The 12,457-nt window shown below is 68.9% G+C and carries 14 protein-coding genes; 10 read left to right on the top strand and 4 right to left on the bottom strand.

The genetic code is table 11. The annotated features are described in order from the left end of the window. From infB to truB, 8 genes are all read left to right on the top strand, one after another. The coding region (gene infB / locus RJ05_RS16410; protein ID WP_217999007.1) for a translation initiation factor IF-2 at nucleotides 1-1,864 on the top strand (1,864 nt) is incomplete at its 5' end. A 78-nt stretch (nucleotides 1,865-1,942) separates the two neighbouring features. Next, the gene (locus RJ05_RS16405) at nucleotides 1,943-2,233 is read left to right on the top strand and encodes a DUF503 domain-containing protein (protein WP_014351998.1); all 291 of its coding nucleotides are present in this window, start codon (nucleotides 1,943-1,945) and stop codon (nucleotides 2,231-2,233) included. A 28-nt stretch (nucleotides 2,234-2,261) separates the two neighbouring features. Continuing rightward, entirely contained in the window at nucleotides 2,262-2,699 is a 438-nt protein-coding gene (gene rbfA, locus RJ05_RS16400; RefSeq protein WP_036538203.1) for a 30S ribosome-binding factor RbfA, read from the top strand. A gap of 77 nt (nucleotides 2,700-2,776) precedes the next feature. Beyond that, nucleotides 2,777-3,838 (top strand): DHH family phosphoesterase, encoded by a 1,062-nt coding sequence (locus RJ05_RS16395; protein ID WP_036538202.1) that lies wholly within the window; start codon nucleotides 2,777-2,779, stop codon nucleotides 3,836-3,838. 116 nt (nucleotides 3,839-3,954) lie between these two features. Next, nucleotides 3,955-5,289: an MATE family efflux transporter gene (locus RJ05_RS16390; protein WP_085996228.1), complete on the top strand. Its 1,335-nt coding sequence runs from the start codon at nucleotides 3,955-3,957 to the stop codon at nucleotides 5,287-5,289. Nucleotides 5,290-5,409: 120 nt separating this feature from the next. Beyond that, nucleotides 5,410-6,366 carry a metallophosphoesterase family protein gene (locus RJ05_RS16385; protein ID WP_085996227.1) on the top strand — a complete coding sequence of 319 codons (957 nt, stop codon included), beginning with the start codon at nucleotides 5,410-5,412 and terminating at the stop codon, nucleotides 6,364-6,366. A gap of 49 nt (nucleotides 6,367-6,415) precedes the next feature. Next, entirely contained in the window at nucleotides 6,416-7,081 is a 666-nt protein-coding gene (gene npt / locus RJ05_RS16380) for a 4'-phosphopantetheinyl transferase Npt (protein ID WP_036538200.1), read from the top strand. Then, a complete protein-coding gene (truB, locus tag RJ05_RS16375; RefSeq protein ID WP_085996222.1) occupies nucleotides 7,081-7,995 on the top strand; it encodes a tRNA pseudouridine(55) synthase TruB in 915 nt (304 codons plus the stop codon). Before npt ends, truB begins: the two co-directional genes overlap by 1 nt. 23 nt (nucleotides 7,996-8,018) lie before the next feature. Here truB and RJ05_RS16370 read toward each other — a convergent pair whose 3' ends face one another. Beyond that, the gene (locus RJ05_RS16370) at nucleotides 8,019-8,618 is read right to left on the bottom strand and encodes a TetR/AcrR family transcriptional regulator (protein ID WP_036538198.1); all 600 of its coding nucleotides are present in this window, start codon (nucleotides 8,616-8,618) and stop codon (nucleotides 8,019-8,021) included. Nucleotides 8,619-8,758: 140 nt separating this feature from the next. Here RJ05_RS16370 and RJ05_RS16365 point away from each other — a divergent pair, with 140 nt between their 5' ends. Together RJ05_RS16365 and RJ05_RS16360 are read left to right on the top strand one after the other, a co-directional pair. Beyond that, nucleotides 8,759-9,160 (top strand): DUF4345 domain-containing protein, encoded by a 402-nt coding sequence (locus RJ05_RS16365; RefSeq protein ID WP_036538196.1) that lies wholly within the window; start codon nucleotides 8,759-8,761, stop codon nucleotides 9,158-9,160. A gap of 194 nt (nucleotides 9,161-9,354) precedes the next feature. Then, nucleotides 9,355-10,215 (top strand): hypothetical protein, encoded by an 861-nt coding sequence (locus RJ05_RS16360; RefSeq protein ID WP_249040431.1) that lies wholly within the window; start codon nucleotides 9,355-9,357, stop codon nucleotides 10,213-10,215. A 13-nt stretch (nucleotides 10,216-10,228) separates the two neighbouring features. On the opposite strand, the gene RJ05_RS16355 is transcribed toward RJ05_RS16360, so the two are convergent. From RJ05_RS16355 to RJ05_RS16345, 3 genes are read right to left on the bottom strand one after another with little or no spacing between them, the layout of a single operon-like run. Then, nucleotides 10,229-10,894, bottom strand: coding sequence for a GntR family transcriptional regulator (locus RJ05_RS16355; protein WP_036538195.1), 666 nt, complete (start codon nucleotides 10,892-10,894; stop codon nucleotides 10,229-10,231). Next, nucleotides 10,881-11,633, bottom strand: coding sequence for a maleate cis-trans isomerase family protein (locus RJ05_RS16350; protein WP_051016630.1), 753 nt, complete (start codon nucleotides 11,631-11,633; stop codon nucleotides 10,881-10,883). Before RJ05_RS16350 ends, RJ05_RS16355 begins: the two co-directional genes overlap by 14 nt. A 30-nt stretch (nucleotides 11,634-11,663) precedes the next feature. After that, nucleotides 11,664-12,404: a maleate cis-trans isomerase family protein gene (locus tag RJ05_RS16345; RefSeq protein WP_036538191.1), complete on the bottom strand. Its 741-nt coding sequence runs from the start codon at nucleotides 12,402-12,404 to the stop codon at nucleotides 11,664-11,666. Between the last annotated feature and the right edge of the window lie 53 nt (nucleotides 12,405-12,457).

Here is a 12,457-nt window from a genome sequence, read left to right as displayed (position 1 = left end):
GAAGCGGGCAAAGCGCGCCGAATACGAGAACATGCAAGCGCCCGCCGTCGGCGGCGTGCGGCTGCCGCGCGGCAACGGCGAGATCATCCGGCTCGCCCGCGGCGCCTCGCTGTCGGACTTCGCCGAGAAGATCGACGCGAACCCGGCCTCGCTGGTGCAGGCCCTGTTCAACCTCGGTGAGATGGTCACCGCGACCCAGTCGGTGAACGACGAGACCCTCGAGCTGCTCGGCAGCGAGATGAACTACGTCGTGCACGTGGTCAGCCCCGAGGACGAGGACCGCGAGCTGCTGGAATCGTTCGACCTCAGCTACGGCGAGGACGAAGGCGGCGAGGAAGACCTCGAGCAGCGGCCGCCGGTGGTGACCGTCATGGGTCACGTCGACCACGGTAAGACCCGACTGCTGGACACCATCCGTAAGGCCAACGTCCGTGAGGGCGAGGCCGGCGGTATCACCCAGCACATCGGCGCCTACCAGGTGATGACCCACCTCGGTGAGGACGATCGCCTGATCACCTTCATCGACACCCCGGGTCACGAGGCGTTCACCGCCATGCGTGCCCGTGGCGCCAAGGCCACCGACATCGCGATCCTGGTGGTCGCCGCCGACGACGGCGTCATGCCGCAGACGGTGGAGGCGATCAACCACGCCCAGGCGGCCGACGTGCCGATCGTGGTCGCGGTCAACAAGATCGACAAGGAAGGCGCGAACCCGGAGAAGATCCGGCAGCAGCTGACCGAGTACAACCTGGTGGCCGAGGAGTACGGCGGCGACACCATGTTCGTCGACATCTCCGCCAAGCAGGGCACCAATATCGACGCCCTGCTGGAAGCGGTGCTGCTCACCGCGGACGCGGCGCTGGACCTGCGGGCCAACCCGGATATGGACGCCCAGGGTGTCGCCATCGAAGCGCATCTGGACCGCGGTCGCGGCCCGGTCGCCACGGTGCTGATCCAGCGCGGCACGCTGCGCGTCGGCGATTCGATCGTGGCCGGCGACGCCTACGGTCGCGTGCGCCGGATGGTCGACGAGCACGGCGAGGACGTCGAGGCGGCGCTGCCGTCACGGCCGGTCCAGGTCGTCGGTTTCACCTCGGTGCCCGGCGCCGGTGACAACCTGCTCGTCGTCGACGAGGACCGCATCGCCCGGCAGATCGCCGACCGGCGCAACGCGCGCAAGCGCAACGCGCTGGCCGCACGCAGCCGCAAGCGGATCAGCCTGGAAGATCTGGATGCCGCGCTGAAGGAGACTTCGGAGCTGAACCTGATCCTCAAGGGCGACAACTCCGGTACCGTCGAGGCCCTCGAAGAGGCGCTGCTCGGTATCGAGGTCGACGACGAGGTGCGTCTGCGGGTCATCGACCGCGGTGTCGGTGGCGTCACCGAGACCAACGTCAACCTGGCCTCGGCGTCGAACGCGATCATCATCGGGTTCAACGTCCGGGCCGAGGGCAAGGCCACCGAGCTGGCCAACCGCGAGGGTGTCGACATCCGGTACTACTCGGTGATCTACCAGGCCATCGACGAGATCGAGAAGGCCCTCAAGGGCATGCTCAAGCCGATCTACGAAGAGGTCGAGCTGGGCCGCGCGGAGATCCGGGCCATCTTCCGGTCCTCGAAGGTCGGCAACATCGCCGGCTGCATGGTCACCTCGGGTTCGGTCAAGCGCAACGCCAAGGCGCGTCTGCTGCGCGACAACGTGGTCATCGCCGAGACCGTCACCATCTCCTCGCTCAAGCGGGAGAAGGACGACGCGACCGAGGTCCGCGAGGGCTTCGAATGCGGTATGACGCTCACCTACTCCGATATCAAGGAAGGCGACGTCATCGAGGCCTACGAGTTGCGCGAGAAGCCGCGCGACTGATCGTGACGAACACCGGGTGACCGGCGGATTCGACAATCCGCCGGTCACCCGGTCGCGTCGCTCGAAACTGGAGGTTGTGTGTACCTCGGTGCACTCGAGTTCGACATCCTGCTCGGAGACGTGCATTCGCTGAAAGAGAAGCGTTCGGTGATCCGGCCCATCCTGGCCGAGTTGCAGCGCTTCGGGGTGAGTGCCGCCGAGGGCGGGGAACATGATCGCTACCGCCGCTCGTTGCTCGGAGTAGCCATGGTCAGTGCCGGAATGGACCATCTGACCGAGGTGCTCGACAAGTGTGAACGGCATGTCGCGGCACGTCCGGAGTTACAGTTGCTGGCGGTACGCCGCCGGGTCTTCGGACCTGAAGATTGACCTAATTGTCAGTGAGGAAGGAGCGGCCATGGCGGATCAAGCCAGGGCACGCCGACTCGCCAAGCGGATCTCGGCGATCGTGGCCACCGCGATCGAATACGAGGTGAAGGATCCGCGGCTGCGGTTCGTGACCGTGACCGATGCGAAGGTGACCGGCGATCTACGGGACGCCACCGTGTACTACACGGTGATGGGCGAAACCGTCGACGCCGAACCGGATTACACCGCCGCGGCGGCGGGTCTGGAGAAGGCCAAGGGCGTGCTGCGCTCGAAGGTGGGTGCGGGCACCGGGGTGAAGTTCACTCCGACGCTGTCCTTCGTCCTCGATACCGTGCCGGATGCGGCGCGGCAGATGGAGGACCTGCTGGCCAAGGCCAGGGCGGCCGATGACGAGGTGGCGAAGGTGGCGGCCAACGCGACCCACGCCGGTGAGCCGGACCCGTATAAGGACTCCGATGAGGACTAGGCCGCGGCGGTCGTCGCGGGCCGATCGTCGTCAGCGCACCCCGCGCTCGCGGGGATGATCCGGACTCGCGGTAGGCGATGACGACAACTGGACAGCGGGCCGGAGCGGGCGGCCCGGCCCCTGAACCGGCGGACGGCTCGGATGACGCGCGCCCCGGTGCCGCCGATTTCACGGCGGCGGCGCGGGCCTTGGCGGCTGCCGCATCGGTCACCATCCTGTGCCATGTGCAGCCCGACGCCGACACCATCGGCAGCGGGCTAGCGCTGGCTCAGGTGCTGCATCGGCGTGGGGTCGACGTGCGGGTGTCGTTCGCTGAACCCGCGCAGCTGCCGGTATCGATGAGTTCACTGCCCGGCGCACAACACCTGGTGGCGCCGGCCGAGGTCCCCGATGCGGTGGACCTGCTCGTCGCCGTCGACTGCGGCAGTGCCGCGCGGCTGGGTGGGCTGGCCGACCGGCTCGCCGGCGCCCGCACCACGCTCGTCATCGACCATCACCGCTCCAACACCCGCTTCGGCACCATCAATCTGATCGACCCGTCGGCCGAATCCACCACGAGCGTGCTCACCAGGCTGTTCGACGCCTGGGGTGAACCCATCGACCGGCCCGTCGCGCACTGCCTGTACGCGGGTCTGGTGACCGATACCGGGTCGTTCCGCTGGGTCCGCCCCGGCACCCATGAACTGGCCGAACGGCTACTCGCCACCGGCATCGACGGCGCCGAGATCGCGCAAACCCTGCTCGACACCCATCCCTTCGGCTGGCTGCCGATGCTCTCGCGGGTGCTCGGCTCGGCCCGGCTGGCGCCGGAGGTGCACGGCGGCGTCGGCCTGGTGTACGCGTTCGTCCGGCGCGCCGATCTGGACGGGGTGACGCAAGAGGAAGCCGAGAGCGTCGTCGATATCGTGCGCACCACGGCCGAGGCCGGGGTGGCCGCGGTGTTCAAGGAATCTGCCGAGCCCGGCCGCTGGACGGTGTCGCTGCGCTCCAAGGACAGCGGCCCGGACCGCCACGACGGCCTCGACGTCTCCGCCGTCGCCTCCGCGCTCGGCGGCGGCGGGCACCGGTACGCCGCGGGTTATACCGCGCACGGAACACCGGAGGAGATCGTCGCCGAATTGCTGGCGGGGCTGGGGTGAGTGCGTCCGGCGATCCGGCGAATCCCGCGGCTGACGACGTGCCGGGCTCGCATACCGAAACCGCTGCGCGCCGGCCGGAGCGGGTGACCGATGACGGCGACGCCCCGCCGGATCAGGTGACCGATCCCGCCGACGCCGGTCCGCGACGCATCCTCGCCCTCGCCCTGCCCACGCTTGGTGTGCTGGTGGCCGAACCGCTTTATCTGCTGTTCGATCTCGCCGTAGTGGGGCGCTTGGGTGCGCTTGCGCTTGCGGGCCTGGCCGTCGGCGGATTGATTCTGGCGCAGGTGAGTTCGCAGCTGACCTTCCTCGCCTACGGCACCACGGCACGGGCGGCGCGCAGGCACGGGGCCGGTGACGAGCGCGGGGCGGTAGCCGAAGGCGTACAGGCCAGTTGGCTCGCGGTCGGCATCGGACTGGTGATCGTCGCGGTGGTGCAGCTGTTCGCCGTGCCGATCATCGGGGCGATCTCAGGGGGCGGCGATATCGCGGACGAGGCCCTGGCCTGGGTGCGTATCGCGCTGTTCGGGGTGCCGTTGATCCTGCTGTCGATGGCGGGCAACGGGTGGATGCGAGGGGTGCAGCAGACGCGGCGCCCGTTGACGTACGTCGTTGCCGGACTGGCGTTGTCGGCGGTGCTCTGCCCAGTGCTGGTGCACGGGCTCGTCGGTGCGCCGCGGATGGAATTGCCCGGTTCGGCGGTGGCGAATGTCGTCGGGCAGGCGGTGACCGCCGCCCTGTTCGTATCGGCGCTGGTGCGCGAACGGGTCGAGCTGCGGCCGCACCCGTCGGTGATGCGGGCGCAGCTGGTGCTCGGCCGCGATCTCATCGCCCGCAGCCTCGCCTTCCAGGCCTGCTTCGTTTCGGCGGCCGCGGTGGCCGCGCGGTTCGGTGCGGCGTCGGTCGCCGCGCATCAGCTGGTGTTGCAGCTGTGGAACTTCCTGGCCTTGACCTTGGATTCGCTGGCCATCGCGGCCCAAACGCTGGTCGGTGCGGCGCTCGGTGCGGGCAACGCCTCGGGCGCGCGGGGCCTGGCCCGCCGGATCACCGGGTGGTCGGAGATCTTCGCGCTCGGACTGGCCGCGCTCTTCGCCGCCGGCGCCGCGGTGATTCCGCCGCTGTTCACCGACGATCCCGCCGTGCTCGACCGCACCGGGGTGGTGTGGTGGTTCTTCGTTGCGTTGATTCCGGTGGCGGGCATCGTCTTCGCGCTCGACGGTGTGTTGCTGGGTGCCGGCGATGCCGCCTACCTGCGCACGACCACTCTCGGTGCGGCGCTGCTCGGCTTCCTGCCCGCCATCTGGTTGTCACTGGTCTTCGACTGGGGGATCGCCGGTATCTGGTCCGGTTTGGTGGCGTTCATGGTGTTGCGGCTGATTGCCGTCGTCTGGCGCGCGCTGTCCGGGCGCTGGGCGAGGGTCGGCGCCGAGGTGCCGCGTGCCGCACGCTGAGATCGACCCGCTGGAATCCGGCGTGATCCGGCGGCTTCCTGCCGTGCCGACCGGCCGCCGTGTTGCTGCCACGGTGGTCCCCGCACGCCCGCATCGCACCGGTATGCCAAGGTGGGTGTGGTGATACCCAAGTTGATGGCGGTGAGCGACATCCATGTCGGGCACCAGGGCAATCGTCCCGTCGTCGAACAGATCCGGCCCGACTCGCCGGAGGACTGGCTGATCGTCGCCGGTGATGTCGCGGAGAAGTCCGACGACATCCGGTGGGCGCTGGAACTGCTGCGCAGCCGCTTCAAGACCGTGATCTGGGTGCCGGGCAACCATGAACTGTGGACCACGGCCAAGGATCCGGTGCAGATGCACGGTCTCGCGCGCTACGAGTACCTGGTGTCGATCTGCCGGGACCTGGACGTGCTGACCCCGGAAGACCCGTTCCCGGTGTGGCGCGGTGCGGGCTCGGAGCCCTACGGCGGTGCGGTCACCTTGGCGCCGATGTTCCTGCTCTATGACTACTCGTTCCTGCCGGAAGGCACCAAAACCAAGGCCGAGGGGCTGGCGCTGGCCAGGGAACGCAATGTGGTGGCCACCGACGAGTTCCTGCTCTCACCCGACCCGTACCTGACCCGCGACGCCTGGTGCCACGCCCGCGTGCAGGTGACCCAGCGCAAACTCGATGCGCTGCCCGAGGGCACACCGCTGGTGCTGATCAATCATTTCCCGCTGGTCCGCGAACCCACCGATGTGCTGTTCTACCCCGAATTCGCGCTCTGGTGCGGCACCGACCTGACCGCCGACTGGCATATCCGCTACAACGTGGTCTGCTCGGTCTACGGGCATCTGCACATCCCGCGCACCACCTACTACGAGGGCGTGCGTTTCGAAGAGGTCTCGCTGGGTTATCCGCGGGAATGGCAGCGCCGCGGCATGCCCGAGCGTCTGCTGCGCCAGATCCTGCCCGAGCCGGAGTATCCGCCCGGCACGCTCAACTCCTGGGGCGGGCATTTCAAGGTCACCCCGGAGATGGAGGCAGCCGCCGCCGAGATGCGCAGCAAGGCGCAACGCCGCCGGGGGATCTAGCGCCGGGCTGCGACCGGAGCACCGTCCGCACCTACTAGGCTCGGTCGCGATGATCGAGAACATTCTGCCCGCCGGGGTCGCGTCGGCCGAGCTGCTGACGTACCCGGAGGGCCTGCGGGCGCATCCGGCCGAAGAGCATCTGATCGCGAAGTCGGTGGACAAGCGCCGTCGCGATTTCATCGGGGCGCGCCACTGTGCCCGGCTCGCGCTGGCGCAGCTGGGAGAGCCGGAGGTCGCGATCGGTAAGGGGGAGCGGGGGGCCCCGGTGTGGCCGCGTGGGATCGTCGGCAGTCTCACCCACTGCGACGGGTACCGCGCCGCCGCGCTGGCGCACAAGCTGCGTTTCCGCTCGATCGGCATCGACGCCGAACCGCACGACACCCTGCCCGAGGGCGTGCTCGATTCGGTGAGCCTGCCCGCGGAGCGGGAATGGTTGCGGGCCACCGGCTCCGACTTGCACCTGGATCGGCTGCTGTTCTGCGCCAAGGAGGCCACCTACAAGGCGTGGTTCCCGCTGACGGGGCGCTGGCTGGGTTTCGAGGACGCCCACATCACCTTCACCGTCGACGATTCCTCCGACAAGGCTTCGGGCACCTTCCGCAGCGACCTGCTGGTCCCCGGTCAGGTCACCGACGGCGGTATGCCGCTCACCTCGTTCGACGGCCGCTGGCAGATCGCCGACGGCCTCATCCTCACCGCGATCGTGCACGCCTGATGGCCGCCGACAAGCCGGTGCTCGGCCCGGACGGGCTCGGCGGTCTACTGATCGTCGACAAGGACGGCGGGCTGACCAGCCACGATGTCGTCGCCCGCTGCCGGAAGCTGTTGCGCACCAAGAAGGTCGGCCACGCGGGCACGCTCGACCCGATGGCGACCGGTGTGCTGGTGCTCGGGGTCGAACGCGCCACCAAACTGCTCGGCCTGCTCACCTTGACCACCAAGGCCTATACCGCGACCATCCGGCTCGGACAGGACACCACCACCGACGACGCCGAGGGCGAGATCGTCGCCACCGCACCGGCGGGCGCGGTCACCGATGCCGATATCGCCGCCGGGATCGCCGCGCTCACCGGCGAGATCCAGCAGATCCCCGCCACCGTCAGCGCCATCAAGGTCGACGGTGAACGCGCCTATGCCCGCCACCGTGCCGGCGAGGAGGTACGGCTGGCGGCCCGGCCGGTCACCGTGCACCGCTTCGACCTGCTGGCTCGGCGGGCCGCCGGAGATTTCGTCGACCTCGATGTGGTCGTGGAATGCTCCTCGGGTACCTACATCCGGGCGCTGGCCCGCGATCTGGGCGCCGCGCTCGGGGTCGGCGGTCACTTGACCGCGCTACGCCGTACCCGCGTCGGGCCGTTCACCCTGGACCATGCCCGCACCCTCGACCAGCTCGCTGACGATCCTGGCCTGAGCCTCGATATCGACGCCGCCGTCCGCACCGCGTTCCCGCACCGCAGCATCGATGAGGCCCAGGCCGAATCGCTGCGCGACGGCCGCTGGCTCGATCCGATCGGCCTGTCCGGGGTCTATGTGGCGCTGACCGAGGACGGCACCGCCATCGCGTTGCTGGAGGAGAAGGGCAAACGCGCCGCTCCCGTCATGGTGGTCCGTCCACGCGGACTGGTCTGACTCGCGCGGCGGTCGCCTCACGGTCAGCGCGGCGGCTGCGGTGCCCGGCCCAGCAGCGGTTCGAGGGCGCCCAGTAACGCGCCGACGCTCACCTGACGCATCTGCTCGCGGGTCAGGGAGCGGTTGTCCAGCCAGTCGATCGTCAGCACCCGCACGTACGTCAGCCAGGACATCAGCACCGCCGAGGTGGCCTCGCGGAGTCGGCCCTCGACACCGAGCACATCGAGCAACCGCCTGCGCAGTTCGCCCAGTTCACCGGAGATGATCGCCTGGATGGCCGGGTCGGTGGCGAGCACCCGGTTGGCGGCGATCACCGAATGGGCATTGGCCTCGAAGTAGTCGAAATGGGCGTCCAATCCGGCGGCCAGCTGTTCGGCGAAGGGTTTGCTCGCGTCGAGTTCGGTGGCCACCAGCAGGTCGGCGGCCGCCTGCTCGTAGACGGCGGCGAACAGTTCACGCTTGGTGGGGAAGTGCCGGTAGAGCAGGGCGCGTGACACTCCCGCCGCCGCGGCGACGTCGTCCATGAGCACCGCGTCGTAGGGCCGTTCGGCGAACAGGCGCGCACCGGCCTCCACCAGCAAGCGGCGGCGTTGCTCCGGGGCGAGGCGGCGGCGAGTGCTCATCCACACAGCTTAGTTGACGCGTGTCTACCAACGATCGTATGGTCGTAGTAGACGTACGTCTACTACGGCGCCGGGTGGAAAAGCACGTGGCGCGGCAACCGAATTCGCGCCGGCGACGGCATGCTGATCGGAGGGTCCCCATGACTCGCGCACTCACCTGGCTGACCTGGACGATGGGCGTCGCCTGTGTCGCCATCGGCTGCTATCACCTGGGCCTCGGCAAGGATTCGGTGCCCGATATGGAATGGAACGGCGTGACCGCCGACAGTCAGACCCGGTTCTTCGGCGCGATCTTCGTCGGCTACGGGCTGGCCTGGATCTGGGCGGTGCGTCAATCGCCGATCAACCTGTGGGCGGTGCGCTGGCTGGCCGGGATCTTCGCCCTCGGCGCGGTGGGGCGGTTGATCTCGCTGGCGGTGCACGGGTGGCCGCACTGGTTCCAGATCGTGCTCACCGTCATCGAGCTCGTGCTGCCGCCGGTGTTCTTCGCGTTGGCGGCAGCGGTCGAGCGCCGAGCCCAACCGGTGCCCGCGCCCGCGTGATCGGCGGTACCGTCTCCGTGCTCCTGGCGAGTCAGCGGTGCCGAGTTCGGGATCCACTGTTGTGCAGCGACTCTGCCCGGCGGGATGATGGAGCGATCGTGGACGCCGCTCGGTGACCTACCCGCGAGGCGGTAACTCCCGGCGACGGGCCCGCGATAGGCGGGATAACAACCGGTCGACCACAGGCGGTGACCATGCGCAGGATCACGCACACGGTATTCGGCCTCGCCGCCGCGGCGGCGTTGCTGACCGCCTGCGGCGATGACGGCGGCACGACCAGGCCTGCCACCGCTGTCGCTCCCGTAACCGCGCACCCCGGCGCCTCGGTGACCGTGCGCGACGGCACCGAGCGCAGCCCCGCCGTCGCCTCACCCGCGCCCCTGCGTATTCCGCCGATCAACAGCGCACCGGAACCCGCACGGCCACAACAGCCGCCGGGCACGCCGGCGCAACCGGCTCCGCCGCCGGCCCAGGCCGCCGGCACCGCTGTCATCCGCACCCAGACCCTTTCCGGTGTCGGGGTGCCCGGTGTGCCGGTCAACGTGCGCCTGGTCCAGCCCTGCGATCCGGCCACCCGCGATATCCCCGTCGGCACCACCACCGAAGTGCTGCGGCGCGACGGTATCACCGACGCCAGCGGCGTGATCAGCTTCGAGGTTCCGGTCGGCTGCTACTACTTCGGCATGGACCCACCGCCCGGCACCACGCCGGTGCCGGAGGGCATGCACAGCCTGTTCATCACTCGCGCCGGTGAAACCGTGGTCGGGACACTGCGTTTCGAAGATCCCGGCCTATCACCGCCGTGCGCCGCCGACACCATCGAGCGCGATCTCGGCGTCGGACCCGATTTGGCGAACGCGTCCGCGACAGTGAGCGACTGCGACGGCCAGTGGGCGATCATCGTGTGGGATACCCCTGGCGACAGCCAACGCCTGGTGCGCCACGACGGGACTACCTGGACCACCTACGTCGCCTTCCCCCATGAGATCTGCTGGTCGCAGGCGGTCGCCGACGGTGTGCCGTCCCGCTTCGAGCGCTACTTCCCGGACTGCTAGCGATGGCGGTGTCTCACTCCGCGTAGCGATCCCGCAATCTGCGGACCGCGTCGTCCATATGCTCGGCGAGCAGGGCATGGGCTGTGGTGGCGGGCGCCGACTTGATGGCTTCGCGGAGCTCGATGTGCTCGCGCGCCTGTTCGCGCAGGTCGGGGTAGGTGGTTTGGAGCGCACCCAGACACATCCGGGTCTCGATGAGCAGGGTGCGGGCGGCGCGCACCAGGCGCGGGCTGCCCGAACTCTCGACGAGGGCTTCGTGGAAAGCCTGGTCGGCATCGGAGACGGCGGTCGCCTCGCCCTGTTCGGCGTGCGCGAGCATGGCGGTGACGCTGGGTTCCAAGGCCTGATAGGCGATCTCGCGGCGGCCGTCGAGGATCAGCGTGAGCGCGCCGCCTTCGAGGGCGGACCGCGCGCGGTAGATGTCGACCAGATCGTCGAGGGTGAGGTCGACGACGAAGATGCCGCGATTGCGGATGCTGGTGGCCAGGCCCTCCGACACCAGCCGCTGCATGGCCTCGCGCACCGGCCCGCGCGATACCCCGAAGCGGGCGGCCAGCTCGGACTCACCGAGCTGATCGCCCGGCGCCAGCCCGCCACGCATGATCGCCTCACGCAACCGGTCGGCGATCATCTCGGCGGTCGACTGCCGGTTCACCGGCTCGAAATCAATGACGGGCATAACGAGACCTTTCGGTATCCGTCCGGGGCGTGCCGGTGAACAGTGCGCCGAATTCGGTGCTGCTGCGCAGTCCGCCGCTCAATCGCAGCCCCTCCCAGACCGTGACCTGATTCGCGGTGAGCACCGGTTTGCCCAGCGCCGCTTCCAGCTCGGGGAGCACGCCGAGGGTGTGCAGAGCGGTATCGGGGATCAGCAGTGCTTGCGCCTCGGGGTGATCGTTGCTCACCGCCAGGTCCAGGACCTGGCCGGCGGTCAGGGTGCCGACTTCGGCGGCGGTGCCGATCCCCGCGCTCGCCATCGCCGCCACGGTGATGCCCGCGTCGGCGAGGAACTCCATGAACAGCCGCGCTATCTCGTCCGGATAGCTGGCGGCCACCGCGACCGTGCGCACTCCGAGCGCTCGCGCCGCCTCGACGAACGCGATGCTGGTGCTGGAGGCCGGCACCCCCGCATACGCCGCCAACTGCCGTACCTGTTCGCGGGCGCCCTGTGGCCCGAACACGAAACTGCCCGAGGTGCACGCCCATACCAGCGCGGCCGGCCGGTGCCAGGCCAGCAGCCGGGCACCGTGGCGCAGCTTGTCCGCACTGCCCAGATCCAGTAGTTCCGGCACCGCATGCAGGTCGGTGCCGTAGATGTGGGCGACCTCGAGCCGCACGCCCAGCGCGCGGGCGGCCAGGACGTAATCGTCCTCGGCGGCGTGGTCGGGGTAGATGAAACCTACGGTCGACGTTCGCATCCGCCACCTCTTTCCGGCCGGAGATCGATCTCAGAACACATCGAGCAACCACTTTCCCGGGCCCATCATCGGCAGCTTCATCCGGCCGAGGCAGGCCCACATGGTGAGTTGATTCGCGGTCAACACCGGTTTGCCGAGCGCCATTTCGAGTGGCTCGATGATGTCGTAGGTCGGCAGGTTGGTACAGCTGACGAAGATCGCCTCGGCCTCGGGATGATCGGCGCCGAAGATGCGCTCGGCGATGGTGCGGTAGTTGACCTTCCAGATGCCGCCGCCGAGTCCGAGGTGATCCGAACGCGCCACCGTGCATCCGGCTTCGCCGAGGAATTCGTGCAGTTTGCCGGTCAGTACCTCGTCGTAGGGGGTGATGACCGAGATGCGCGAGACACCGAGATGCCGGATCGCCTCCATCAGCGCACCCGAGGTGGTGACCGCATCCTGCGCGCCGGCGCGGCAGATGATCTCGCGCAGCATCCGCTCGTGCGCCAGGCCCTTGATGAAGCTGCCCGAAGTGCACAGGTAGGCAACGACTTCGGGCTCCACGTGCAGCACATCGCGGGTGGCGGCGGTCAAATGTGCCGGGTTGGAGACCAATTCGGCCATGGCCAGCGATACCGGGACCGGCTCGTAGGGTGTGCGGGCCAGGTGCAGGCTCACCTCGAGCGGGGCCCAGCGCCACAGTTCGCGTTCGAGCGCGAGGTCGAACGGTGCGATAATGCCGATTCCCCGTTGTGCGACCGGGCCTTCGATATCGGGGAAACCGATGTCCACTGCGGCCCCTCTCGCGCTCAGCTGGGTAGACCTCCGAACCCGATCGGATTGTT

This window comes from Nocardia cyriacigeorgica NBRC 100375 (assembly GCF_000308555.1).
In the GTDB taxonomy this organism is placed as follows: domain Bacteria; phylum Actinomycetota; class Actinomycetes; order Mycobacteriales; family Mycobacteriaceae; genus Nocardia; species Nocardia cyriacigeorgica.
This window is presented reverse-complemented; position numbering and strand designations above follow the sequence as displayed.

Coding starts and splice junctions, on each gene's coding strand:
- rbfA (WP_036538203.1), top strand. CDS start 2,262: ATGGCGGATCAAGCCAGGGCACGCCGACTCGCCAAGCGGATCTCGGCG.
- RJ05_RS16395 (WP_036538202.1), top strand. CDS start 2,777: ATGACGACAACTGGACAGCGGGCCGGAGCGGGCGGCCCGGCCCCTGAA.
- npt (WP_036538200.1), top strand. CDS start 6,416: ATGATCGAGAACATTCTGCCCGCCGGGGTCGCGTCGGCCGAGCTGCTG.
- truB (WP_085996222.1), top strand. CDS start 7,081: ATGGCCGCCGACAAGCCGGTGCTCGGCCCGGACGGGCTCGGCGGTCTA.
- RJ05_RS16370 (WP_036538198.1), bottom strand. CDS start 8,618: ATGAGCACTCGCCGCCGCCTCGCCCCGGAGCAACGCCGCCGCTTGCTG.
- RJ05_RS16365 (WP_036538196.1), top strand. CDS start 8,759: ATGACTCGCGCACTCACCTGGCTGACCTGGACGATGGGCGTCGCCTGT.
- RJ05_RS16360 (WP_249040431.1), top strand. CDS start 9,355: ATGCGCAGGATCACGCACACGGTATTCGGCCTCGCCGCCGCGGCGGCG.
- RJ05_RS16355 (WP_036538195.1), bottom strand. CDS start 10,894: ATGCCCGTCATTGATTTCGAGCCGGTGAACCGGCAGTCGACCGCCGAG.
- RJ05_RS16350 (WP_051016630.1), bottom strand. CDS start 11,633: ATGCGAACGTCGACCGTAGGTTTCATCTACCCCGACCACGCCGCCGAG.